General features: G+C 51.1%; 17 protein-coding genes and 2 pseudogenes. 12 read left to right on the top strand and 7 right to left on the bottom strand.

What is annotated here, in order from left to right:
• Window positions 1–141 precede the first annotated feature (141 nt).
• Window positions 142–1,368: an MFS transporter gene (locus tag CK797_RS00915; protein ID WP_104687945.1), complete on the bottom strand. Its 1,227-nt coding sequence runs from the start codon at window positions 1,366–1,368 to the stop codon at window positions 142–144.
• A gap of 58 nt (window positions 1,369–1,426) precedes the next feature.
• The gene (locus CK797_RS00910) at window positions 1,427–2,791 is read right to left on the bottom strand and encodes an MFS transporter (RefSeq protein WP_104687944.1); all 1,365 of its coding nucleotides are present in this window, start codon (window positions 2,789–2,791) and stop codon (window positions 1,427–1,429) included.
• A 122-nt stretch (window positions 2,792–2,913) separates the two neighbouring features.
• On the opposite strand from CK797_RS00910, the gene CK797_RS00905 reads away from it, so the two are divergent.
• The 6 genes from CK797_RS00905 to CK797_RS00880 all read left to right on the top strand — a co-directional run bounded on the left by CK797_RS00905 (window position 2,914) and on the right by CK797_RS00880 (window position 14,657).
• Window positions 2,914–3,780: a metallophosphoesterase family protein gene (locus CK797_RS00905; RefSeq protein WP_181049497.1), complete on the top strand. Its 867-nt coding sequence runs from the start codon at window positions 2,914–2,916 to the stop codon at window positions 3,778–3,780.
• A 127-nt stretch (window positions 3,781–3,907) separates the two neighbouring features.
• Window positions 3,908–4,177: a 30S ribosomal protein S14 gene (rpsN, locus tag CK797_RS00900; protein WP_104687942.1), complete on the top strand. Its 270-nt coding sequence runs from the start codon at window positions 3,908–3,910 to the stop codon at window positions 4,175–4,177.
• A gap of 113 nt (window positions 4,178–4,290) precedes the next feature.
• Window positions 4,291–5,226, top strand: a complete 936-nt coding sequence (locus tag CK797_RS00895) for an FIVAR domain-containing protein (protein ID WP_104687941.1) — start codon at window positions 4,291–4,293, stop codon at window positions 5,224–5,226.
• Window positions 5,227–5,478: 252 nt separating this feature from the next.
• Window positions 5,479–6,042 carry an alkyl hydroperoxide reductase subunit C gene (gene ahpC, locus CK797_RS00890; RefSeq protein ID WP_104687940.1) on the top strand — a complete coding sequence of 188 codons (564 nt, stop codon included), beginning with the start codon at window positions 5,479–5,481 and terminating at the stop codon, window positions 6,040–6,042.
• Window positions 6,043–6,056: 14 nt separating this feature from the next.
• Window positions 6,057–7,718 (top strand): FAD-dependent oxidoreductase, encoded by a 1,662-nt coding sequence (locus CK797_RS00885; RefSeq protein WP_104687939.1) that lies wholly within the window; start codon window positions 6,057–6,059, stop codon window positions 7,716–7,718.
• A gap of 363 nt (window positions 7,719–8,081) precedes the next feature.
• A complete protein-coding gene (locus CK797_RS00880) occupies window positions 8,082–14,657 on the top strand; it encodes a Cna B-type domain-containing protein (RefSeq protein WP_104687938.1) in 6,576 nt (2,191 codons plus the stop codon).
• Window positions 14,658–14,752: 95 nt separating this feature from the next.
• Here the strand turns inward: CK797_RS00880 and CK797_RS00875 are convergent, their stop codons facing one another.
• Window positions 14,753–16,156, bottom strand: coding sequence for a C69 family dipeptidase (locus CK797_RS00875; protein ID WP_104687937.1), 1,404 nt, complete (start codon window positions 16,154–16,156; stop codon window positions 14,753–14,755).
• Window positions 16,157–16,330: 174 nt separating this feature from the next.
• Between CK797_RS00875 and CK797_RS00870 the strand changes: the two genes are divergently transcribed.
• Together CK797_RS00870 and CK797_RS00865 are read left to right on the top strand one after the other, a co-directional pair.
• Window positions 16,331–18,160, top strand: a complete 1,830-nt coding sequence (locus tag CK797_RS00870; RefSeq protein WP_104687936.1) for a monovalent cation:proton antiporter family protein — start codon at window positions 16,331–16,333, stop codon at window positions 18,158–18,160.
• Window positions 18,161–18,322: 162 nt separating this feature from the next.
• Window positions 18,323–18,682, top strand: a pseudogene (locus CK797_RS00865) (IS30 family transposase); the annotation flags it as partial.
• Between the two features lie 1,365 nt (window positions 18,683–20,047).
• Here the strand turns inward: CK797_RS00865 and CK797_RS00860 are convergent.
• The 3 genes from CK797_RS00860 to CK797_RS00850 form a co-directional block, all read right to left on the bottom strand.
• A complete protein-coding gene (locus CK797_RS00860) occupies window positions 20,048–20,722 on the bottom strand; it encodes an Rpn family recombination-promoting nuclease/putative transposase (protein WP_104687935.1) in 675 nt (224 codons plus the stop codon).
• A 78-nt stretch (window positions 20,723–20,800) separates the two neighbouring features.
• Window positions 20,801–21,955: an RNA-guided endonuclease TnpB family protein gene (locus tag CK797_RS00855; RefSeq protein WP_104687934.1), complete on the bottom strand. Its 1,155-nt coding sequence runs from the start codon at window positions 21,953–21,955 to the stop codon at window positions 20,801–20,803.
• Between the two features lie 88 nt (window positions 21,956–22,043).
• On the bottom strand, window positions 22,044–22,259 hold the full coding sequence (locus CK797_RS00850; RefSeq protein ID WP_104687933.1) for a hypothetical protein: 216 nt from the start codon (window positions 22,257–22,259) through the stop codon (window positions 22,044–22,046).
• A gap of 98 nt (window positions 22,260–22,357) precedes the next feature.
• Between CK797_RS00850 and CK797_RS00845 the strand changes: the two are divergent.
• The 4 genes and pseudogenes from CK797_RS00845 to CK797_RS00830 all read left to right on the top strand — a co-directional run.
• Window positions 22,358–22,549: pseudogene (locus tag CK797_RS00845) on the top strand (2-hydroxymuconate tautomerase); the annotation flags it as partial.
• A 69-nt stretch (window positions 22,550–22,618) separates the two neighbouring features.
• Window positions 22,619–24,124, top strand: a complete 1,506-nt coding sequence (glpK, locus tag CK797_RS00840; protein WP_104687932.1) for a glycerol kinase GlpK — start codon at window positions 22,619–22,621, stop codon at window positions 24,122–24,124.
• Between the two features lie 35 nt (window positions 24,125–24,159).
• The gene (locus tag CK797_RS00835; protein ID WP_104687931.1) at window positions 24,160–24,666 is read left to right on the top strand and encodes a hypothetical protein; all 507 of its coding nucleotides are present in this window, start codon (window positions 24,160–24,162) and stop codon (window positions 24,664–24,666) included.
• Window positions 24,667–25,317 carry an HAD hydrolase-like protein gene (locus CK797_RS00830; protein ID WP_104687930.1) on the top strand — a complete coding sequence of 217 codons (651 nt, stop codon included), beginning with the start codon at window positions 24,667–24,669 and terminating at the stop codon, window positions 25,315–25,317.
• Between the two features lie 49 nt (window positions 25,318–25,366).
• On the opposite strand, the gene CK797_RS00825 is transcribed toward CK797_RS00830, so the two are convergent.
• Window positions 25,367–25,606, bottom strand: a complete 240-nt coding sequence (locus CK797_RS00825) for a hypothetical protein (protein WP_104687929.1) — start codon at window positions 25,604–25,606, stop codon at window positions 25,367–25,369.
• Window positions 25,607–25,614 lie beyond the last annotated feature (8 nt).

Below are 25,614 nucleotides of genomic sequence, written 5' to 3'. Positions count from 1 at the left end.
CACCTTTCAATAAATTCAATGCTACTACATTCACAATATAGCACTATCCCCAGGTTAGATGCAAACGGTAGCAGATTGATTTCGGCGATCATTAAAAAGCCGCCACTGAGCGATTCACAGCGGCGGCAATTCTTAATTTCTTTAAGCTTGCTCTATTTTTTTCGGTGTCCGGACAAGAAGAACCAGGATCAGGTTGATCAGCAGGGTCAGGCCGGTGACGGCAAAGACCATCGGGTAGGAGGACAGACCAGAGATGGCCGACCCCAGCAGGGAGCCGAGCACGGCCCCACCAGCTTGGAAGGACTGATTGTAAGAGAAGATCCGTCCGAAGGCCTCGGTCGGCACGTCCAGGGTCAATACCGTCTGAGTAGCTGGCATCAGGGCAGCGTTGGCCAGCCCCAGCAGGAAGCGCCAGAAGGCCAGTGACCATGGCGAGTGGGTAAAGGTCATTGGGATGAAGAGGACAAAGGCAACGGTTAGACCAACCCGCAAGACGCGTTCGGGCCCAATCCGGTCCATGGTATGGCCAATCTTGGAGGCGGCGATCAGGGTCCCCAGGCCCGGGGTGGCCGCGACGATTCCGGCAACAAAGGCAACGTTTCCGTGGTTGTGCATCAGTGATTTGACGTAGAGACTGATGATTGGGTCGATCGACATCGTGGATGCGGTGACGATCATGGTAGTCAGAAACATTACGAAGATTAGCTTGGGGTTGTCTAGTTCCGCCACGATCTGTTTCATCGGCTTCATGGCGGCCTTCTTGATCGGCCGGAAGTGTTCAGTTGTCAGCAGCCAGGTTGAAAGGAAGACTAAAAACATCAGACCCCCGGTGATAAAGAAGGGGATCCGGTAGCCAAAGAAGCCGGACAGGGCCCCACCGAGCAGGGGACCAACCAGGTTGCCACCCACCCCGGCGGTTGTCATGGCGGCCATGACCCAGCCGGAGCGTTGGTGCGGGGTCTCACCGGCCATCATCGCCGTGGCGTTGTTAATGTAACCGGAGAAGACCCCCTGAAGGAACCGCATCCCGATGATCATCCAGACGGTTTGTGAGAGGCCGGTGATGAAGATCGTGCAGGCCATTACCCCGGATGCCCGCATGCACATCAATTTCCGTCCTTTCCGATCGGCGAGATTTCCCCAAAGCGGGGAGACAATTGCCTGACTGATGAAGGTCATGGCGAAGGCCAGACCGGAATAGAAGTTTAGCTGGAAGCGGCTGAAGTGACCAAGTTCGTTGATGAAGAGCGAGATGAAGGGCATCGTCATTGAGTAGCCCATCCCGGTGGTGAAGGCGCCGAGCCAGAGGGTATAGAAGGTGCGGTGCCAGCCACGGGGGAATTTACCAGTTGCTGCTGGAGAATCCATAGAAAGCCTCCTTAGTTTGTAATAATACTTAATAGGATACGCGTAATTCGGCAAAAAGTTAATGCTTTTGTTTAACTAGGTAGCAGGTAAATGCCAGGAGCATCAGGAGAACCAGCAGGACAGTGACCCACATGGCGATCCGAATCCCAGTGATCAGGGAGGCCGGAATTCCGGCGATGACCACCAGCATAGTGACCGAGACGGCACCAAAGACCTGGCGTAGGGTGTTGTTGAGGGCAGTCCCGTGGCTATTTTCAGCCCGGGATAGGTCCGCGAAGGCTTCCGACAGGGCCGGGCTGAAGACGCAGGCGTTGCCGATCATCCGGATGGCATAGGCAATTGTCAAGATCAAAAGTGATGATCCACGGGAGATGGTAACCAGCGGGACCGAGGCGATCAACATGATTGCTCCGCCGGTGATGATCAGCCACTTTGGCCCGTATTGGTCATAGATCCGGCCAACGATTGAGGCGGCAATGGCGTTACAGATCGCTCCAGGCAGGAGAATCAGCCCGGAAACAAAACTCCCGGCGTGGGTGACGTTCTCAGTAAAGATCGGCAGGAGCTGCTCGGTGCCCAACAGGACCATGAAGGCAAAGATTCCGACGATTGTCATCAGTCGAAACGAGGAATACTTGAAGATCTGGACCTTGAGCATCGGGTTGCTAAGGTGGAGCTGGCGCTTGACGAAGACGGCGATCACCGCTAGTCCAACAACCAGCATGGCCAGCCCCAACCAGCCGTTCACCTGGAAGGCGGTCAGGCTACCGAGGGTGAGTCCGGACCCAATCAGGGAGATCAGGACGGAGAAGTAGTCAATTTTGATGTCGCGTGGCTGGGAGAAGTTCGCCAGCTTGAGGTAGGCACCAATCCAGGCAAGGATCATAAATGGCAGGACCAGGATGAATAGCCACCGCCAGGAGAGGACCTGAAGGATGAACCCGGCCAGGGTCGGCCCGATGGCGGGACCAGCCGAGATCACCAGGCTGGAGAGGCCGAGGATCGACCCCCGCTTCTCAATCGGGTAGATGGAGATCATGGTGGTCATCTGAAATGACATCAGCATCCCACTGGCGCTGGCCTGGATCAGTCGGGCCAGGAGCAGGGTGAAGAAGTTGGTGGCGAAACAGCCCAACAGGGTGCCGACGATGAAGGTACCGATGATGCTCAGAAAAACATGGCGATTGGTAAACTTATCGTACATATTGGAAGAAAGTGGGGTGACGATCCCGATGATCAAGGTATAGCCGGTCGTCAGCCACTGGGCAGCATTGAGCGAGACGTGAAGGTCGTGCTGGATAACCGGCAGGGCCGTAACCATCATCGTCTGGCTGGCCAGGCTGACGAAGGTTGAGAGCAGGAGAATGGTGGTGATCAGGCGTCGGGTGTGAGTACTGATCTGAACGGTTTGCGATTTTGACATGTTAATTTCCTTTCGCAATAGTATCTTATTCAGTCTAGCACTATCGCCGGCCCCAGCGTCAAGGGCAAATTGATTGGTAATTTAGCTGGGCTTCCGCTATATTAATATAGTAGAAAGGAAGGATGGAAAGCGTGAAAAAGAAGATTGTGGTATTTTCAGATGTTCATGGCAATCTGACGGCCCTGCAGGCGATGTATCGAGACAGCCGGGCCCAGGATGTAGACGAATATTGGTTTGTGGGGGACCTCCTGATGCCAGGCCCGAGCGTCAACGCTATCTGGGACCTGGTTCAGCAGATGGCCCCGACCGTCCTTGTTCGGGGCAACTGGGATGATCTGGTAGTGGTTGGTGCCCGGGGGGCGATGGACATGACCAAGCCATCCCATGTTTATTTCGGCCGCTTAGCCCAGTACGTGGCTGAGCACGCGGCCCCGGGGATTGTCGATGAAATTGCCCACTGGCCAATGCGGGTGACCCGCCAGGTGGGACCGTTAAATTTTGGTATCTCCCACAACCTGCCGGACCTGAATATGGGGCAGGACCTCTTCCCAACTAATGACTCGGCTAACTTTGACCAGCTTTTTGCTGTCAAACCGGGGCAGCCAGCAATTGACGTGGCGATTTATGCCCATGTCCACCACGATCTTCTGCGTTATGGAACCGATGAGCGGGTCGTCCTTAATCCAGGAGCAGTGGGGGAGCCTTTCAACCACTGGCCGACTCTCCAGCGCGATTTGCGCGCCCACTACCTGATTTTAGAAGTTGATGACCAGGGGATGGCGGTTACCAGCTTCCGCCACGTTGCCTATGATCGGGGACGGGAGAAGACCCTGGCTGCTGAGGGTGATTTGCCATACCAAAGCCTCTATCAGAAGATGATGGACACCGGCTTTGCCTACACTCACGACGACGAATTGCTCCAGGGTTATAACGATCGTTATCATTACATTGCTGAGTACGAGCACTTTAAGGAAAAATTAAACAAATAGGCGGCCGTTTTACTTGTAAAAAGTTAGGGAACCTGTCATAATATAAAATGAATGATTATCGCAGATGTTTTGATATTGTTGTTGTAATGGAATGTTGATCAATATTAAAAGGAGAAACATCTTATATATGGCAAAAAAGTCAAAGATTGCTAAATTACACCATCAAGAAGCATTAGTTAAAAAGTACGCTGCCAAGCGTAAGGAATTGAAGGCAAAGGGCGACTACATCGGTTTATCCAAGCTGCCCCGCAATTCCAGTCCGGTCCGGCTACACAACCGGGACCGTTACGATGGCCGTCCTCACGCTTACATGCGCAAGTTTGGAATGTCACGGATTAACTTCCGCAACTTGGCGCACAAGGGTGAGATCCCGGGTGTCCGGAAGGCCAGCTGGTAATAGATCTTTGAAGAAGGGTTACGGTGACTGCCGTAACCTTTTTTTGTTGTTGGTGCGATGCAAAAAACTGCTATACTAGACGTATAAGTATGTTGAGAAATGGAGGGAGTCAGATGAGTACGCAGGTTGATTATCGAGAACTGGAACAGCTGGTCGGTGATCAGACCCGGGTTCACGGGACAGACTATTACCAAAACGCCCGTACCCGGACACAGGCGGTCTATGATCAGACAATTCAGATGGGGAAGGATATTCTCAATGAGCGGAATGGCGCTTCATTATCGCCCCAGACGATGGTTGACATGGCGGTTCAGTCGATCAAGAATGCAATCAAGGCCTTGAAGAGTAATGTTGGATCCAGCACTCCAACCACGAGTGCTGCTCAACCAGCTCCGCGACAGTCATCGGAAAGGGTGAGGCAGGGCCAGGCCACAACCCCAGTCGGATCGTCGACCGGGGATCGGTCCACGGCCAGTACCCCGTCGCAGCCGGCGGATACCCCGCAGTCGGCGGTGGCCCCGACAAAGCCGACCGAGCCACCAGCAGATCCACAACCGCAAGCGGACCAGCCGACTGAGCACGTTGTCCAATCAGCGGCAACGCCAGTATCGGTTGCGGTAACACCATCGTCGATAGCAACAGAGGCGACGAAGACCCCAACAACAGTGACCTCTGAAAGCTCATCAACAGTAGCATCCCATTCCGCCACCATGGTGCCCCAGCCAGCACCGGTCGTCGAGGGCAACCCCCAGCCAACTGTTCAGTCAACGCCACTGACTACCACTGCTTCCCAGCAAACGACCGTGGAGCAGATTACATCAGCTATTCAGTCTGGTTCCACCGTGACTCCAAAGCAATCAGCCGCATCCCAGGTGACGACACCAATCCAATCAACTTCGTCAGCGACAGCCAACATTCAGCTGACGGAACCACCGGTATCGAATTCATCCCAAGAACGGGACGCTAAAAAGGCGGCTGTTCGCCGTTCTATTTCCCAGGCTATCTGGCAGGGTCTCCGTTGGACCCTTGGTTTAAAAAGAGATAAATGAAGATTTCAAAATGGAGTGAGACAGCACTGGTTTGTTTTCAAACTTCCGCAAGTACGAAGCGGCCTCGAGCGTCCGGATTTACCGAACACTTGAGGCCCTTTTTGTACTGTGCTGTTGTATTTTTTATCTATGTTAGGGAGTTGTGTCACGACTTTGTTTAGAATAAATCAAAATTAATCCTTGAATTAGTCAGTTAAACAGTTATAATAAGGGTGTAGTTAAGAATCATTCTAATTTAAGGAGAGGATATTCATGAATTTTGTCGGACACGAGATTGAAGACTTTAAGGTTAACGCATATCAGGATGGCAAGACGGTTGAAGTTACCAAGAAGGACGTTTTGGGCAAGTGGAGTATCTTCTTCTTCTACCCAGCTGACTTCTCATTCGTCTGCCCAACAGAGCTAGAAGCTCTCCAAGATAAGTACGAGGACTTCAAGCAGGCCAACGCCGAGATCTACTCCGTCTCCGAAGATACCGAGTTTGTCCACAAGGCATGGGCCGAAGCATCCGAGAAGATTGGTAAGATCAAGTACCACATGCTGGCGGATCCAGCCGGTAAGCTGGCCCGGATGTTTGATGTCTTGGATGAGGATGCTGGTCAGGCCTACCGTGGTGTCTTCATCGTTGACCCAGATGGTAAGATCCAATCCTACACCATCAACAACATGGGGATCGGACGGAGTGCTGCTGAAATTCTGCGGACTCTGCAGGCTGCACAATTCGTTCGTGAACACGGTGACCGAGTATGCCCAGCTAACTGGAAGCCTGGCCAGGACTCCATCAAGCCAAGCCTTGACCTTGTCGGCAAGCTTTAATCCGGTGCGTGCCTATGAGTGAGCAGCACTTATACGACTTGATCATTGTTGGTGCCGGGCCCGCGGGCCTGTCCGCAGGTCTCTATGCCGGGCGGGCGACCCTGGACACTCTGATTGTCGAAGGTGACACGGTCGGCGGCCAGGTCACCACGACCTCGGTAGTCTATAACTACCCAGCGGTCGAGAAGGTGGACGGTACCCAGCTGATGAACCAGATGCAGCGGCAGGTAGCGGACTTTGGTGTCACGATCAAGCACGATCAGATCATTAAGTACGATGTTGACGACGAGGTCAAGACCCTGACCGGGAAGAGTGGTCAGACTTACCAGGCGCGCAGTGTAATCATCGCTACCGGTGCCAACCCGCGCAAGGTTGGATTCCCGGGCGAGGATAAGTTCCGGGGCCGGGGAATCGCCTACTGCTCAACTTGCGATGGCGAACTCTTCACTGGTCTGCAGATCTTCGTGGTCGGTGGCGGTTATGCGGCCGCCGAGGAAGCTGATTACCTGAGCCGGTTCGGCAAGCACGTTACGGTCCTGGTTCGTGGGGACCACTTTACCTGTCCACCGCTGACTGCCGCCCGGGCCCTCACCAACCCGAAGATCAGCGTTGAATACAACACTGAGGTCAAACGAGTCGATGGGGATGACTACCTGACCAGTGCGACCCTGGTCAACAACAAGACCGGTAAGGAAACCGTCTACCACGTCGATGAGGGTGATAATACCTTTGGGATGTTCATCTACATCGGTACTCAGCCGGCTACCCAGCACCTGGATGGCATTATTGATTTGGACGAGACAGGCTACATCAAGGCCGATGAGAATGGCGCCACCAACGTGCCTGGGGTTTACGCGGCCGGGGATGTGATCGTCAAACCACTGCGGCAGATCATCACGGCGGCTGCCGATGGGGCCACGGCAGCTACTACCGCAGAGGCCTACGTCACTGCCCAGAAGCAAAAGCAGGGGATCCCAATCCACGCTGCTGCGGCCAAGAAGCCTGCCCAGACGGTGGGACAGACTTCTCAACTGGATAAGCAGGAGACGGTTGCACCGCACCAGGGCAACTGGATGACGGCGGATATCGACCAGCAGCTGCGCCCGATCTTTGACCGTCTGACCAAGGACGTCACCTTCCAGGTCAACACCAACGATAGCGACCTTAGCCAGCAGCTGGTCAGCTTCGTTACCGAATTTGTCGGTCTGGACGATCACTTCTCCCTGACCACGGTCAAGGGGGACGGTCAGTACCTGCCAATGCTGAAGCTGTTGGATAGTGACGGTCATGATACTGGCCTCCATTATGCCGGGATTCCGACCGGTCACGAGCTGAATTCGCTGGTTCTTGGTGTCTACAACGTCGCCGGGCCGGGGCAGACAATTGCTCCTGAGATGGCCGACCGGATTAAGCAGCTCGGTCCGGTTGACATTCGGATCGGGGTATCATTGACCTGTCACTTCTGTCCAGATGTAGTTGCGGCTTGTCAGCGGATGGCCTCCCTGAATCCGGGGATCACGGCCACGATGATCGACCTCCAGCATTTCCCGACGCTGCGCAAGGAAAAGAAGATCATGTCCGTGCCAGCAACGATGATTGGGGACGATCCGGTTATCTTTGGTAGCCAATCCCTCGATGAATTGGTTACCGCCGTCGAGAAGCATGAGCAACAGTAGTAGATGAATTAATGATATAGGGGACTCTCAGCGTATGAAAACGCTGGGGGTCTTTTTTATGTTTTTGGGATCGTAGTGCGCTAAATGATTTAGCGAGTTCTTGACAAGAAAAAATTTGGTCAATATATAGCAAAAATATTATGTTAATAACACTATAAAAGAAGTTAGATATTGCAAGATTATTCAATAATCATAAAATTAATTAACATTGTTTATAAATACCGTTAATTAAGCGCTAGAAATAAAGGGATTGTATTGATCGCCTAATAGTTGTAATCTTGAATTCGGTTCTAATATTTATGTTATGAATAAATAATAATAACGGTATTAGAACAAATACTTAGTGAAGGGAGGTGAAATGCAATGAATTTTCGATTACAACGTAAACGTATGGTAATGGTATTGGTGGCACTGCTGACGGTATTCATGACCTTTTTCTTCATGACGCCGGTCAACGCCGACGATGCCGTGGTAACGTCAACCACCACGATGGTGACTAACCAGGCTAATGCCCCGAATAAGGACAGTCAGCCTGCTGCCGTGGCTACGCCAAAGCCCGTTGCAACCACAAACACTGCTCAGAATAATCAGTCCACTACCGAATTAGAGGCTAGTGATGCAGCTAATGATACTAAGTCCGCAGCCACGGCAAATCAAACCCTGAACAGTAATTTATCGATTGCTAGGGATGGTGATCAGGAGAGCCCCGCACAAGCTCCAACGTCGAGTGATCCGAACCAGGTTTCGCCGAAGATCACGGTTGATTTACTAAACGGGGTTACCGATAAGCCATTGCAGAACGGTGAGTCGCTGGATCAGTACACGCCGATTCGTTTCGAGCTGAACTACGACCTTTCTGGGACGAACGTTTATCCAGGCAACTACTTTACCTTCAGTCTTCCTGATACGTTGAAATTTACGGGGAAACTGAACTTCAAGACCAACCTGGGGGAGGTTGCGATCCTGGGAAACACCGGACACTTCACCTTCACGCAGTCGGGCAGCGACGCGCATGGTCAACTCGACCTTACTGCCCAGCTTAATTCTTCAAAGATTAATCAAGGCAGTGAGGTTCCGATCACTATTAAGGTTAATGGTCAGGATAAAATGACAGTGAATGTTAAGTATGTTCCAAACCAGGTTAATAAGGACGAGCTGTTCAGCAAGTACGCGATGAACTCTGACCTAGATAAAGGTAATCTTCGCTATGCTATTCGGGTTAACCCGAGTGGTCGAGTGAGCTATCAGAACATGGTAATCAGGGACCAGTTACAGACGCCGGGCTTTACCTATGACAAGGACAGCTTTACGGTTCAACAAGTCCAATGGATCTGGGATGGTAATGACTGGCAGAATCAACTGGTGAAGGATTTGAGTACCGAGGTGCCAGTTAGTTTTAATGCTGATGACACCAGCTTTGCAATTGATCTTGGTGATGCCGGTAACAATGGCTACCTGATTCTGTATTCAATCCTGTATGGTGGTAAACAAGCTACCGATCTTGCGGGAAACGAACGGCCAGAGAAGGGGACGGTTGTTCACAACTCTGCCACGCTGGAGTCCAGCAACCACGCGCCAATCAACTACCGACAAACCTTAGTAGTTACATCTGCCGGTGGTCAAGACGTGGCCCGGAAGTTCGACCTGCAGGTAAAGAAGCAGGATCCGAACGGTACCGCACTCGCTGGGGCGCAGTTTGAATTGATCCAGCAGACCACCAATGATGTTTTCAAGGCAACGACCGGTAGTGACGGTATCGGAGTGTTCAAAGGCTTATTACGGGGAACATATACCCTCCGTGAGGTAGCGGCTCCTGCTGGCTACCAGCTTGCTAGCGATCAAGACGTTGTTGTTAACCAAGACCAGCTGATTACGGTAACTGATCAAAAACTGATCAGCATCCCGGTTCACAAGGTTTGGAGCGACCAGGGCAAGCATGCCCCAGTCCAAGTTGAGTTGTTGCTCAATAATAACCCAACTGGTCAGCGTATCACCCTGAGTGACGATAACGATTGGCAGGGTTCCTTTGAAAACCTGGTTTCTGGAAACTACAGTGTTAAGGAAATCGCTGTTCCAACTGGCTATCAATCGAAAGTTACAAATGACCCTGATGATAATGGATTCACGATTACCAACGACTTGATCACGACTTCGGTTAAGGTCAAGAAGGTTTGGGATGATGCCGATAACCAGGATGGCAAACGTCCAGAATCAATTACGGTTCAGTTGCTTGCTAATGGTGAGCCGGTTGAGGGTAAGACCCTTACCTTGAGTAAATCTGGTAACGGTGACGTTTGGACCGGTACTTTTACTGACTTGCCAGAATACCAAGATGGTACGCTGGTCAACTACACGGTCAAGGAACTTAATACTCCTGATGGTTACACATCTAAGATCGAAAACGTCAATAATGATTTTACGATCACCAACAGTCACACACCGGCCATGACCGCTGTAACGGTTAAGAAGGTCTGGGATGACACCGATAACCAAGATGGTATTCGGCCAACGAGTGTGAAGGTTAATCTACTGGCCAACGAGACAGTTACTAAGACAGCTACCTTAAGTGCTGACAATAACTGGAGCGTCACCTGGGATAACTTACCGGTTTACCAGAACGGTAAGCAAGTAACTTATTCAGTAGAAGAAATTAATCCTTTGAATGGTTACACGGTTGCTTACACAAAGGATGGCTCTGGCAACTGGGTAATTACCAATACTCACGTTCCTGCTACGACTTCAGCTACGGTTAAGAAGGTTTGGAACGATGACAACAACCAGGATGGCAAACGTCCTGGAAAAGTCACAGTCAACCTGATGAACGGGCAAACTGTTGTAAGGACGGTTGAGCTATCTGCTGATACCAATTGGCAATACACTTGGAAGAGCTTGCCGAAGTACCAGAATGGGAAGCTTATCGCCTACACGGTCGAAGAGGTTGTACCAACTGGTTACACGGCCAGCTACGATCAATCGAACCTGACAATTATCAACACGCACACGCCAGCGACGGTCGAAAAGACAGTCAAGAAGGTTTGGGCTGATGGTAATGACCAGGATGGATTACGGCCCGATATTATTCAGGTTAAGCTACTAGCTGATGGGCAAGTGGTTGATACGGTCACATTGACCGCTAGTGATCATGACTGGACTCATACTTGGACGAAACTGAATAAGTACGCCAAAGGCAAGACCATTGCTTACACGGTTGAAGAGGTTGTGCCAACTGGTTACGCGGCCAGCTACGACCAATCGAACCTGACGATTACCAACGCGCACATGCCAGCGACTATTGATAAAACAGTTACTAAGCAGTGGAGCGACGATGATGATCAAGATGGTTTGCGACCAGCTAATATCACGGTCAACTTGTTTGCTAATGGTAAACAGGTGCGGACTCTGGCGCTGAGTGCTGCTCATGATTGGACAGCGACAGTTTACGATCTGCCAAAGAAGGCTAATGGTCAAGACATTGTTTACACTTGGCGAGAGGCTAACGTTCCAGCAGGTTACCAGAGTGTGGTTGCTGGTGACACGATCACCAACAGTCATACACCAGCAACGACGGCCGTTACGGCCAAAAAGATCTGGCAAGACAATGATAATCAGGATGGCATACGGCCTGTCGACATTACGGTCAACCTATTGGCTAATGGCAAACAAGTGCAGAAGCTGGTATTGAATGCGGCCAACGGTTGGACGGCGACGGTTGCCGACTTGCCAAAGAAGGCTAATGGTCAAGACATTGTTTATTCTTGGCAAGAAGCCGATGTTCCAGCTGGCTACACGAGTACAGTTGCTGGTGACACGATCACCAACAGCCACACGCCAGCCACGACTTCGATTACAGTTAAGAAGGTTTGGAATGATGCCAACAACCAGGACGGTATTCGTCCAACAAGTGTCACGGCTAACTTGTTAGCTAATGGTCAGGTTGTCAAGACAGCAATCTTGAACGCCGCCAACGATTGGACCAGGACTTGGACCGATCTGCCGGTTTACCAGAATGGTAAGCGGGTAACGTACGCGATCGCTGAGGCCAACGTTCCGGCCGGTTACCAAAGTACAGTTGCTGGTGACACGATTACTAACAGCCACACGCCAACCACTACCGCTGTAACGGTTAAGAAGATCTGGAAAGACGCCAATGATCAGGACGGTATTCGTCCGGCAAGTGTCACGGCTAACCTGTTGGCTAACGGCAAGGTTACCAAGACGGCTGTTTTGGATGCTGCTGATAACTGGATGATGACTTGGACCAATTTGCCAGTTTACCAAAACGGTAAGCGGGTGGTATACACGGTCGCTGAGGTTAACATTCCAGCAGGCTACACGAGCACGGTTGCTGGTGACACGATCACCAACAGCCACACACCGGCCACAACTTCGGTTATAGTTAAAAAGGCCTGGGATGATGCCAATAACCAAGATGGTATTCGCCCTTCAAACGTTACGGCTAATTTACTGGCCGATGGTGAGGTTATTCAGACGGCTACCTTGAATGCTGCTAATAAGTGGATGACGACTTGGAACGACTTACCGGTTTACCAAAGTGGTAAGCAGGTAGTTTACACGGTCGCTGAAGCCAACGTTCCAACTGGCTACACGAGTATGGTAGACGGTGACACAATCACCAATCGCCATGTTCCAGTCACGACTGCTGTTACAGTAAAAAAGGTCTGGGATGATGCCAGCAACCAAGATGGTATCCGTCCGTCAAGTGTCACGGCTAACTTGTTAGCTAATGGCAAGGTTGCTCAAACCGCTACCTTGACTGCAGCCAATAATTGGGTCGCTACCTGGGCTAACCTGCCAGTTTACCAGAACGGTAAGCAGGTAACGTACACGGTTGCTGAGGCCAAGGTTCCAGCAGGTTATCAGAGTGTAGTTGACGGTGATACAATCACCAACAGCCACACGCCGGCCACGACTTTGGTTACAGTTAAGAAGGTTTGGAATGACGCTAACAACCAGGACGGTATCCGTCCGTCAAGTGTCACGGCTAACTTGTTAGCTAATGGCAAGGTTGCTCAAACCGCTACCTTGACTGCAGCCAACAATTGGACCGCCACCTGGGCTAACCTGCCAGTTTACCAGAACGGTAAGCAGGTAACGTACACGGTTGCTGAGGTTAACATTCCAGCAGGCTACACGAGCACGGTTGATGGTGATACGATTACTAATAGTCATACACCGGCGACGACTTCGGTCATGGTCAAGAAAGTCTGGGAAGACACAAATGACCAGGATGGTATCCGTCCATCAAGCATCACGGCTAATTTACTGACTAATGGTAAAATTATTCAAACAGCTACCTTAACTGCGGCTAACGATTGGACCGCCACCTGGACGAACCTGCCAGTTTATCAAAACGGTAAGCGGGTAACGTATACGGTTGCTGAGGCCAAGGTTCCAGCTGGCTACCAAAGCATGGTTGCTGGTGACACGATCACTAATAGTCATACACCGGCCACGACTTCGGTTACAGTTAAGAAGGTTTGGAATGATGCCAATAACCAAGATGGTATTCGTCCAACTAGTGTCACGGCTAACTTGTTAGCTGATGGTCAGGTTGTCAAAACGGCTACCTTGAACGCCACCAACGATTGGACCATGACTTGGACTGACTTACCAGTTTACCAAAATGGTAAGCAGGTAATGTACACAGTTGCCGAGGCCAACGTTCCGGCTGGTTACCAAAGTACAGTTGATGGTGATGTGATCACCAACAACCACACGCCAGCTACGACCACTGTAACGGTTAAGAAGGCTTGGAATGACGCTAATAACCAGGACGGCATTCGTCCATCAAGTGTTACGGCTAACTTGTTGGCTAATGGCAAGGTTATGCAAACAGCTACTTTGACTGCGGCTAACGATTGGACCGCCACCTGGAAGAACCTGCCAGTTTACCAGAACGGTAAGCAGGTAACGTACACAGTTGCTGAGGCCAGTGTTCCAGCTGGCTACACGAGCACGGTTGTTGGTGACACGATCACCAACAGCCACATGCCGGTCACGACCGCTGTAACGGTTAAGAAGATCTGGAAAGACGCCAATGATCAGGACGGTATTCGTCCGGCAAGTGTCACGACTAACCTGTTGGCTAACGGCAAGGTTACCAAGACGGCTGTTTTGGATGCTGCTGATAACTGGATGATGACTTGGACCGACTTGCCAGTTTACCAAAATGGCAAGCAGGTAACGTACACAGTTGCTGAGGCCACCGTTCCGGCTGGTTACCAAAGTACAGTTGCTGGTGACGTGATCACTAACAGCCACACACCAGCTACGACCACTGTAACAGTTAAGAAGGCCTGGAATGATGCTAATAACCAGGACGGTATCCGTCCGGCAAGTGTCACAGTTAACTTGTTGGCTAACGGCAAGGTAGTTCAAACTGCTACCTTGACTGCTAATGATAATTGGACCGCCACCTGGGCTAACCTGCCAGTTTACCAGAACGGTAAGCAGGTAACGTACACGATTGTTGAGGCTAAAGTTCCAGCAGGTTACCAGAGTATGGTCAGCCAAAACGGTACGACCTTCACGGTAACCAACACGCATCAGCCGAAAACACCAGGTGACACACCAAAACGTACACCGAATGTGCCAACGCCAGACAATACGCCTGATAACACGCCAGACACACCAACGCCTGATAACACACCGGATACGCCGACACCAGGCAACACACCTGATAACACGCCAGACACACTAACGCCGGTCGACACGCCTGATAATACACCTGTCACACCGACACCTGAGCCGGTTCAACCAGTTCAGCAGCCGATGCCTGTACAGCCAGTTAAGACGAGTCAGCCAGCGGTTCAGGGTCAGCCGCAGTTGCCACAAACCGGTAACCACAACGGCCTTGCCCTCATGGTTCTTGGCCTTGTTCTACTGAGTCTGACGTTCGATGTTGTAAAACTGCATTAATACGAATAGAAGGTATCAGTCAATTTGACTGGTGCCTTTTTTGTATTAAAAAATTCCCGGCCAGCTGGACGCTCGTCGGGAATTCGTTATCTTAATTATAGGTTTTCGTCAGTCTTAAAGTTTAGTTCGCAATATTCAGTCATCTTGGTGATTAGCTCCAGCGCCAGCTTCTTGTAGGCGTTGAGGGTATCGATGGCGTAACCATTACTCTGCATCGTCAGGAAGGATTCCCGGCTGTCACCCGTCATCGTCTTGATCTCCTTGTCGGTCTTGGCGATCATCTCGATGGCCGCGCTGTTACGCTCTTTCTGCACCTCCCGTAACAGGGGCAGAAAGTCATGCAAGTGGCTGTCGACCAGGACGCTGGCGTGCTTGAATACCCAGTAGGCAGAATTCAGCTGAGCAGGAAGTTTGCCGCGCTTGTAAGGTGCCGGTACATCGCTGATCCCGTTGAAGAATGGAACATAGGTACTCTCGGCGGCAACCCCCATGGCCAGCCAGTGGATGTTGGCACCCGGCCGGTTTGTCTGCAGAATGTGAGATTCCTGGGTCTTGGCCAGGCTGATTGGCCGGTACTTATGGCCAAACTTGCCGGTGCCGATCGGGTCGAATTCGGTGCCTTCGTAGTGGTTGCTCAAGTAGTGCTGGGCATCGAAGATCGAAAGCTTATGGTCCGGCTTCATCAAGAATGGCAGTTCGGTTGATTCCGGTGTCTCGTTCGTGGCCTGTTTAGGGCTGAACATCTGGTGACCAATCCAAACCCGGGGCTCACTGTAAACAGCGTCTGACCGGTCAGCGGTACCGAAGATCTTGCGGAAGTTGAAGGTCGTCGGGTCCGGGTTGAGGTGGTGTTGGTCGACGAATTCTTGAATGCCGGGATGGAACATGAAGTTATCGCTGTCAGTGAAGTCGATCTCCTGGATGGCCAGCTGGTTGGCAACCACGGCGTAGGAGTCATCAGGAATCCGCTGGGCAACCCAATAGTGGCCGGCCCCGGATTCAAAGTACCAGGCCTCGTCGTTATCGGCGAAGAGGACCCCGTTGGTCTCACCGGTCCCGTACTTAGCGATCAGGTTACCGAGCCGTTGCACCCCTTCGCGCGCGGTCTTGACATAGGGGAGGACGACCGTGATCATGGCTTCTTCGTTTAAACCATGCTTGACCAGTGGATCATAACCGAGGACCAGGCTGTTGGAGTAGGCACTCTCGGTGGCACTCATCGCCACGTCATACTCGTTGATCCCGTCTTCCTCAAAGACCCCGTCCTTGTCGGTCCATTCCGGCGTAGCGGTGTAACGGGCACTGTCGCCGGGCAGGTCGAGCTCCAGTTTGGTCTCCTTGGAGACAAAGTGAGTTGGCATCTCACCGTGCTGGTGAACGATCATGTGCTTTGGCCAGGCCGCCTTGGCATCTTCGTTGCGGCCGATCATGATTGTTCCATCAATGCTGGCACCTTTACCGATCAAAATACTGGTACAAGCTGATAATTTATTAGCCATAATAAAGGACTCCTCTAAAAAATATATTTGGTAACGTTTACATAATTAAATTATAACGCTTTCGTTTAAGGATTACGATGCTACCACAGTTTAGCCGAAAACTAACCAATTTTCAAGGTGAAACGCATGGTATATAATAGGAAAGATAATTTCTGATGATAGGAAGCGAACGTGATGGAACAACTCTCAATTCTGATTGTGATGGTTGCGGCCCTGCTGATTCCGCTGGTGATGGCCCGTTTCAACATTTCCAGCGTCCCAACGGCCGTAGCCGAGATCGTGACTGGGATCATTCTCGGCAAGAGCCTTTTCGGCGTTGTGACGACCACCGAAGCGCTTAGCCTGATGTCAACGCTAGGGGTCATGATGCTGATGTTCTTGTCGGGGATGGAAATCAACTTTGACCTCTTCAAGAAGCAGCCGGGTGCGGCCCCCAACCCGAAGTCGCCGGTTAACCTGGCAATGCGGGCGTTCGGCCTGGTTGTTGTCAGTGCGGCCATCCTGGGGATTATCCTCAACCAGGTGGGCCTCTTTCACGACGTCTTTCTGGCGACGATCCTCTTCTCGACCGTTGCTCTGGGCGTCGTGATTGCGACCCTCAAGGAGAAGGAAATCCTCGGCCGGCCGGCGGGACAGACGATCCTGCTGACGGCGGTCCTCGGGGAGGTCGTCCCGATGCTGGCCCTGACGATCTACGCCTCGCTCAATGGGGGGAACGCTAGTCAGCTCTGGTTGATCGTCCTCCTTTTCCTGGCGGCGATCCTCCTCTTGCGGCGGTTTAAGCAGCCATACGCTTGGTTTAACAAGATCTCCAAGGCGACGACCCAGCTGGATATCCGGCTGGCCTTCTTCCTGATCTTTATCCTGGTGACCATTGCCGAGCAGGTCGGAGCCGAGAATATTCTCGGGGCCTTTCTGGCGGGGATGGTTATGAAACTGCTCGAGCCCAGCGAGGCCACCCAGGAGAAGTTAACTTCGATCGGTTATGGCTTTTTGATTCCGTTCTTCTTCATCATGACCGGGGTTAAGCTCAACATCCGCCAGCTCTTCGCCAACCCGCGGGCCCTGGCGCTGATTCCAATTCTGGTGGCTTGTTTCATCCTGGCCAAGCTACCAACGATGCTGATCTTTTCGCGGCGCTTTGCCAAACGGAACGCGTTTGCCGGCAGCTTCCTGACTGTGACGACAATCACCCTGGTCCTGCCGTCCCTTCAGGTGGCCCGCAACCTCCACGCCATTACCAGCACCCAATCCGACGCCTTCGTGCTGGCGGCGGTGATTGTCTGCATCATCGGCCCGATCGTCTTTAATTCGACCTACAAGCTGGAAAAGGCCGACCTGATCAAGCAGCGGGTCGTGATCCTGGGGACGAACACGGTCACAGTGCCGATCACTCAACAGCTCTCTAAGAACTGGTACGTGATCCGGATGGTGACTGACAGCGAGGAAAACTACAAGACCTATAACTCCGAGGTCCGTGATCTGTCCTACCTGGATAAGGTCGATGAGACAACCCTGGATCAGGGCGACTACTTCGATACTGATATCCTGGTGGCGGCCTTCCTGAATGACCGGAAGAACGCCAGCCTGGCCCTGTTGGCGAAGAAACACGGGGTTGGCCGGGTGATTGCTAGCCAGGAGAGCCCGAATGCCGACCAGCGGCGGATCTCCAGTTTAAAGCAGGCTGGGGTTGAGATCTTCAACTCCTTCAACGTCGAGACCAGTGTCCTGCGGTCAATGATCGAGAGCCCGTCGATCATCGACCTGTTGACCGATACCGAAGCTGGCCTGTTTGAAGCCACCATTCGTAACCAGCGCTATGCCGGCCAGGAACTTCATACGTTGCCGTTTATCGATAAGATCACGGTCAGCCGGATCTACCGCAAGCATAAACCGATCGCGCCACACGGGGACACAATCCTTGAACTGGGTGACCACATTCTCTTTACTGGCGCCCATGCCGATGCGGAGGCGGCCCGCGATGAACTGCGGCGGAAGAATTAAGTTGATGGTAAAATGAATATTGCCCTAAAAGCCCCTCGTGCATCTCAGACCTAACTGTCAGCTTTTTCTAGTATCGCCGTTTGTAAAATTAAGTTAGAAAAATAAAAAAGCCATTTGTGATAGACTTTTGAGTATCCCTAAACAAAAGAAAGGCAATCACAAATGACCTATAAACATCTTACCACACGTGAACTAACCCTCATAGCTGATTTTTGGCATCAAGGTACCAAGGCTTATCAAGCTGCTAAACTGCTTAAACGAAGCCAAGAAACTATTTACCGGATTTATCGTTTCCTTGATAGCGGGAGAACGATTGAACAGTATCTTAGTCAGTATCAACGCAATAAACGGCGGTGTGGCCGTAAACAAACTAAATTACCGCTAGCCGAGGTTGAATATATTCATTCTCAAATCAGACGCGGCTGGACCCCCGATACGATCATCGGTCGAGCAGAGCACACCATTAGTTGTAGTATGCGCACGCTTTACCGGATGTTTGCCCGAGGACAATATCAATTTAATTAGAAATTTAACGTGTTTATTAGGCACGACTAAGATAAACAGGAACCAGTGTCCCATGGGAGACACCTCCCATCTTGCGCGGTTTAAATGGGAGCTACCCATCCGATGCGCACATATATTGTATCATATCATCCTTGTGGTATAATGTAGTTACTAAGATAAATAGGCCGGTGCGCAAATTGGTACTAAGGTAGCCCTTAGGCCGAGCCGGCGGGGTACCTGAAAAGGCACCCTTTTTTATTATCGGTGCAATTTCAGACGATTTTGCCCCGATTTTTTGTTTACCGTATCGATATACGATAGTGCAGATAAGTGTTCCATTACAAAAAGGCGGTACCTTCATTTTGAGGGTGTCATTTTGTGATACTTGTCATATTTTTGGCACAAAAATTATAAATCAATCAAATTAAGACCGATTCTACACAATATTTTTTACATAAATGGAAAGCGCCCAACCCGAAGGAAGGGCGCCAAGATTATTAGCCATTACTTGAACAGCTTCTTAATTAGGTGTTTAACGTGCTTGCTAGGCACAATCAATATGATAAGCCAAAAATAGCTCATGGGGTTCACACCCAATTGCACTTACAATCTGAGGTTGGTGGCCTCAAAGTGCTTAACTATTGTATCATATCAAGAACATGTTATGATAATTATATCAATATGATAAGCCGGAGTGCAAAATGGAACCAGTTGGTTACTTGTTCCGTACCGGTAAACAGGGTGCCTTAATTGGCATCCTTTTTTATCTCGCGTAAATAGAAAGCGCCCAATCAATAGGAAGGGCGCCAAGATTATTAGCCATTACTTGAACAGCTTCTTAATTAGGTGTTTAATGTGCTTGCTAGGCACAATCAAAACTATTAGCCAAAAATGGCTCATGGGGTTCAACCCCCAATTGCACTTACAATTTGAGGTTGGTGGCCTCGAAGTGCTTAAGTATCATATTAAGAACATGTTATAATATACGTATCAAAACTATTGGCCGGAGTGCAAAATGGAACCAGTTGGTTACTTGTTCCGTACCGGTAAACTGGGTGCCTTAATCGGCATCCTTTTTTATTGTTGGTTAATTTTAGATGATTTTGTATCGATATACAGTAATGCAGACGGGTATTCTATTGCAAAAAGGCGGCACCTTCATTTTGAGGGTGTCGTCTTGTGATACTTGTCATATTTTTGGCACAAAAATTACAAAGGCATTCGCCTAATTTGTGCCAAAGCAAAATGAACAGGTTGTTTTTCTATATATAACTATGAATTACAAATCAATCAAATTAAAACTGATTCTACACAATGTTTTGTCAACGAGTAAAGGTCCCTCATGCTAGCTCAGTAGCGTGAGGGGCTTTTGGTTCACCAGTGCTAATTAGTGGTTGCCTGTCGGTAATACTCTTCAGCCTGATCTTGGGGGATGTTCATGATGGTGGTCAGAAAGGAGAGGATCTGCTCCTTGGATTGTCCCTGGCGGATTAGGCCAGCGACAAATTGAATTCGCTCCTCATTTTGTCCCTGTAGTTTAGCTTGCTTTAAATCGTATTCATGGTCCATTTCGTATAATGATAGTCGCATAAAGTCCGCCCTCCATTTCTTGTTGTGCTTGACCAGCGCAATCTTCTTCCTTAATTTTACCTCAAATTCGTCCGTCTGCCCACTGTCCCGGTGCGCTATCAGGTCCAGCAGTGTCTGTAATTTAGCAGGGACCTCGTGGCGGGAACTAGTGGCATTTAGGTAGATATCCGTTGCCCCGTCCAGAACCCGATGACCGGGAAACTCGTTGAGGTGCTTATTGACGCTGTAGAATTGGGCACCCAGCTGAAAGGGATCGAAGCAGCAGATGAAGATCACATACGACTTGTTGGCGTCGTGGTAGTTAGCACCCTTGTCATAGGCGTCCAGCGCGTTCATCGTTTGGTAGTAGTGAACGCGCTGCACCAGGTTGTGGTGGTCGGTGACCTGCATCTCAATGTCGTAGCGATTGTCATGTTCGTCATTCGTATGAACTACACACCGACTAAAGTCGGTGGTTTCTGGGAACACGAAGTAGTATTTAGGATGTTACGTCTGTATTCAAACTACCCAACTTACAGAACTTCGTTCTTTTACCATGGCTAGTCCCTAGCCAATCGCTTTTAATCCTTTATGCAAGATATTAACTGCGGCATTAATATCCCGATCATGATGAGCGCCGCACTGTGGGCACGTCCATTCACGAATTTCTAGTGGCTTTGAACTACTATGATAGCCGCATTGGCTACAAATCTGGCTTGTATAGTTGGGTTTAACGGTAATAAGCCGCTTGCCATACCAGGCACATTTGTATTCCAACATAGTTCTGAATTGGTACCAACTAGCGTTAGCAATTGACTTAGCTAAATGATGATTCTTTTGTAGATTCTTGATTTTCAAATCTTCAATTACAATCACATCATAGTTATTAACTAAACTAGTTGTCAGTTTATGCAAATAATCTTTTCGTTGGTTTGCTATCTTTTGCTGATAGCGGGCTTTTTGCTGTTGCGCCCGTTGCCAATTCTGATAATCATTCAACCCCATTTTGGTATCTTTGTGATTATGGTTCCATTGGCGAATAGCAATAGTTGCTTGGTGCTTACGTTTACTATATTTGGACTGCCACTTAGTGGCTTGTTTCTCTAACCATTTAGTGTAGAAAGTGCCGTACTTGACGCCATCGGAACTAATTGCTAAGTCGGCAATACCTACATCTAGGCCCACCGCCCTGCCTGTTTTGGGCAAAGAAACTGATTCTGGTACTTCAACTTGTAATGATAGATAATAGCGCCCCGTTGGGTCGTAACTAACTGTATATCGTTTAATTTTGGTGCTAGTAAGTACACCAGTCTTGCTAGACTTAACATAACCTAGCTTTGGCACTTTTAAATAACGCTTTGCTACTACTTTAATTGTAGACTTCCCCGTATAAGATTGTTTGATCGCATGACGACTTTTAAACCGGGGATAACCGCCACGGTGGCTGAATAACATCTTAAACGCTTGAGCTAAGTTATGATTGGACACTTGTAGGCTTGTTGAATCACTAAGCTTTAAGAATGGATACTCTTCTTTTAGAGGCTTCAACAGGGCATCCATCTGATAACCATCTACAAATCTACTACTTGGATTATTTCGATAACGTTGCTGAGCCATTGCTAACATCTGATTCCAAACGAAGCGATTATTGCCAAACATCTGCCACAACTGTATTTTTTGCTTTTTGCTTGGATATAAGCGAAGCTTGATCCCTTTAAGCATCCTATTCCACCACCTTTCAATAGTTTAATTATATCAAGAAGAGGCATTCATTCCATGACTAAAGTCATGGTCTTTCTGCCAAACATCATCAGTAAATATCAAAGCGGATCCCTTTAGCGTCATTAGCCAGGACTACCTGCTGCTGGGCCTTCGGTGGGGCAATTTTCGTGATTGTCAGGTCGGGCAGGATGCTGCGAATAACCGTCAGGCAGATCGCCGGGTCAGCCAGTACCTTACTGAAGATGAAGTCGTTTTCCAGCCCGGCCTTTATCCACGTGCGGGCAGCTTTTGCGTATCGGTTCATAGTGGGCCTCCTTAATTTTCCTTCTATATATAAATACGGAGGAACTATCGTCATAGCGCTTTCTATGGTAGAATTAGTAAAAACAACTAAGGAGGGGCACTAATATGCCATTAGTACACATCGACTTAATTGAAGGCCGGAGCGAGGAACAACTGAAGGGACTCGTTAAGGACGTGACCGCGGCCATTTCTAAGAACGCCAATGTTCCAGCTGAACGGGTGCACATTGTTCTCAACGAAATGAAGAAGGACCGCTACAGCGTTGGCGGCAAGATGGTTAGCGATAACTAAACTTCCTGATGGTCACCCGGATTCTTCCAGGTGGCCGTTTTTTCTTGTGCAGCGAAAGGATGAACGAGATTGAACGAGCAACAATATATCATGGCAATTGACGAGGGGACGACCAGCTCCCGGGCCATCATCTTCGATCACAACGGTAATAAGGTGGGGATGAGCCAGCAGGAGTTCCCCCAGTACTTCCCGCAGCCGGGCTGGGTGGAGCATGACGCCACCGAGATCTGGGATAGCGTCCAGACGGTCATGTCGGACGTGATGATCAAGACTCAGATCAAGCCTTACAAGATCGCCGCCATTGGGATCACCAACCAGCGGGAGACGACGGTTATCTGGGACCGTCACACCGGCAAGCCAATCTACCACGCGATCGTCTGGCAGTCCAAGCAGACCAGTGCGATCGCCGAGCAGCTGATTGCCGACGGTTACAAGAAGATGATCCACGACAAGACCGGGCTGGTGATCGACTCCTACTTCGCCGCCACCAAGATCAAGTGGATCCTCGACCGGGTTCCGGGTGCCCGGGAGAAGGCGGCCAAGGGCGACCTGCTCTTCGGGACGATTGACACCTGGCTGCTCTGGAACCTGACCGGGGGCCGGGTCCACGCCACCGACGTCACCAACGCCAGCCGGACGATGCTCTTTAACATCCACACCCTCGACTGGGACCAGGACATCCTCGACCTGCTCGATATCCCGCGGGCAATCCTGCCGACGGTCAAGGAGAGTTCGGCCATCTATGGCTACACCGGCGACTTCACCTTCTACGGGGTCCAGATCCCGATCGCCGGTATTGCCGGGGACCAGCAGGCGGCCCTCTTCGGCCAGGCCGCCTATGAGGAGGGATCGATCAAGAACACCTATGGGACCGGGGCCTTTATCGTCATGAACACTGGCCTTAAACCAACCCTGTCCGACAACGGTCTCCTGACGACGATCGCCTATGGTCTTGACGGCCAGACCCACTACGCCCTGGAAGGAAGCATCTTCGTGGCTGGGTCGGCGGTTCAGTGGCTCCGTGACGGTCTGAAATTCTTCCAGCACGCCAGTGAGTCCGAAAAGCTGGCGGTGGCAGCCAAGACGACTGGCGGGGTCTACGTCGTGCCGGCCTTCACCGGGCTGGGCGCGCCCTACTGGGATCAAGAGGTCCGCGGGGCGATGTTTGGCCTGACCCGGGGGACGAACCGCGACCAGGTGATCCGGGCGACCCTGGAGGCAATTGCTTACCAGACCCGGGACGTTGTCGACACGATGGTCAAGGATACCCAGTTGCCCCTGTCGGCCCTGACGGTGAACGGGGGTGCCTCGCGTAATGATTTCTTGATGCAGTTTCAGGCTGACATCCTGCAGACACCGATCAAACGGGCGGCAATGGAGGAGACGACGGCGCTGGGGGCGGCCTTCCTTGCCGGACTAGCCGTCGACTTCTGGGAGGACCAGGACGAGCTGCGTAAGCTCTCCAAGATTGGCGACGAGTTTGCGCCCCTGATGAGCAGGGATGAGGCCGACCGGATCTATGGCGGCTGGCAGCAGGCCATCAAGGCGGCCCAATTCTTTAGCCACGGAAAATAATAAAAATCTAACGAAAGATAATAGGTATTCAAATTATGAACAGACAAGAACAGACGAACATCATCAATGACCTTGCCGCATTTGTCAAAGACCACCGGGAGGACCAGTTTGGTGAGCACGAATCCCTCTACTATGAGATCCTGAAGCAATGGCGCCAGCTGAGCCGTTTCGATATGGATAACGCTGACCCAGCTAGCCGGGATCTCGCCGACCACTACTGGACGGCGATGGGGGAGTGGCACCAACGCTTCACCGAGGCGCGGGGACGGATAAGCGACCCGGCGCCGATGCCATCGATCGACCTCCAGGAACACTATGAGGCCCTGATTGCCGAACTGGCGGACGACGTGATTGCCAATCTGCCCCCGCTGCGGTCCGGTTCAGTCATCCGGATCAACGACTTTGCTCGGCGGCTGAACCTCCAGCTCGGGGCGATGGAAGACCTCTACACGGACGTGATGCTGCCGATCGACTTCCTCCTGCTGGTGGAATACTGGAAATTAATTAATCGTGTGGTTCATTCACAGGAAGGGGAAGAGTAGATGCAAGGAGCAATCTTAAACGTAAACGGAATCATTACCGACCTGGACCGGCTCCAGTTTGCGGCCTGGCAGAAGGTCGCCATGTACGAGTACGGGATGGGCCTGCCGGGCAAGCTGGCTGCTGAATTTAAGGGCCTGGACCGCGACGCTGCCCTGAACCGGGTGCTGGCTCACTTCAATGCCACGGCCGACGCGAATGCCCGGGGCGACCTGCTGGCGGAGCAGGACCGTTTCTACGGTCAGGTGTTGGCGGACCTCAGCGAGGACGACCTGGTGCCGGGGATCAAGCGGCTGATCATCGCCCTCTACGACCACTACGTCAAGCTGGCGATCAATGCCCCCGCGGGTCACGGGGATGAAGTCAGCAGGCAACTGAAGCTGGATGAATTCATCGACGCGGTGGGAAGCGAAGATGATGCGGCACAGCCATACCAGTCCCTGAGCACTCAGTTAGACGTACCGGCTACCGGCTGCATCGCCCTGGTTACCAATAAGGCGGACATGCAGGCAGCGGCGGCGGCCCGGCTGACGACGATTGGGGTCGGGGATGCCAGCTCGCTGGCGGACGCCGATTACCGAGTCAGCCAGGTAGGCGACCTGCGCTACCAGATGCTGGAAAAGGTGTGGGAAGATACCCACGAGGATAAGTAAATAAATAGCGGGTGAAAATCAACCGTCAGTAGTTGATTTTCACCCGCTTTTAATGTTGTAGCCACTCCTGAAGAAAGTCGCGGAGCTGGGCCGCATCCTCCCTGGTCAGGGAGTAGGTATTATCGTGGCCGACCCCGGCGAAGTCGACGTTAGTCAAGAGAACGTCCAGCCGCGGTTCGGCCGGATCCCGGTAGACGCTGAGTTCGTTGGTGCAGCCGTCGTCGCGGTCTTCACCCCGGTAGCGGGAGTGAAACCAGGCCGACGTCGATGTGGTTTGATGTTGATTCACGCTATCAC

It is taken from the genome of Limosilactobacillus pontis, from assembly GCF_002940945.1.
Lineage (GTDB): Bacteria > Bacillota > Bacilli > Lactobacillales > Lactobacillaceae > Limosilactobacillus > Limosilactobacillus pontis_A.
The sequence above is the reverse complement of the archived record's forward strand: the minus strand, read 5'-3'. Positions and strand labels throughout refer to the sequence as shown.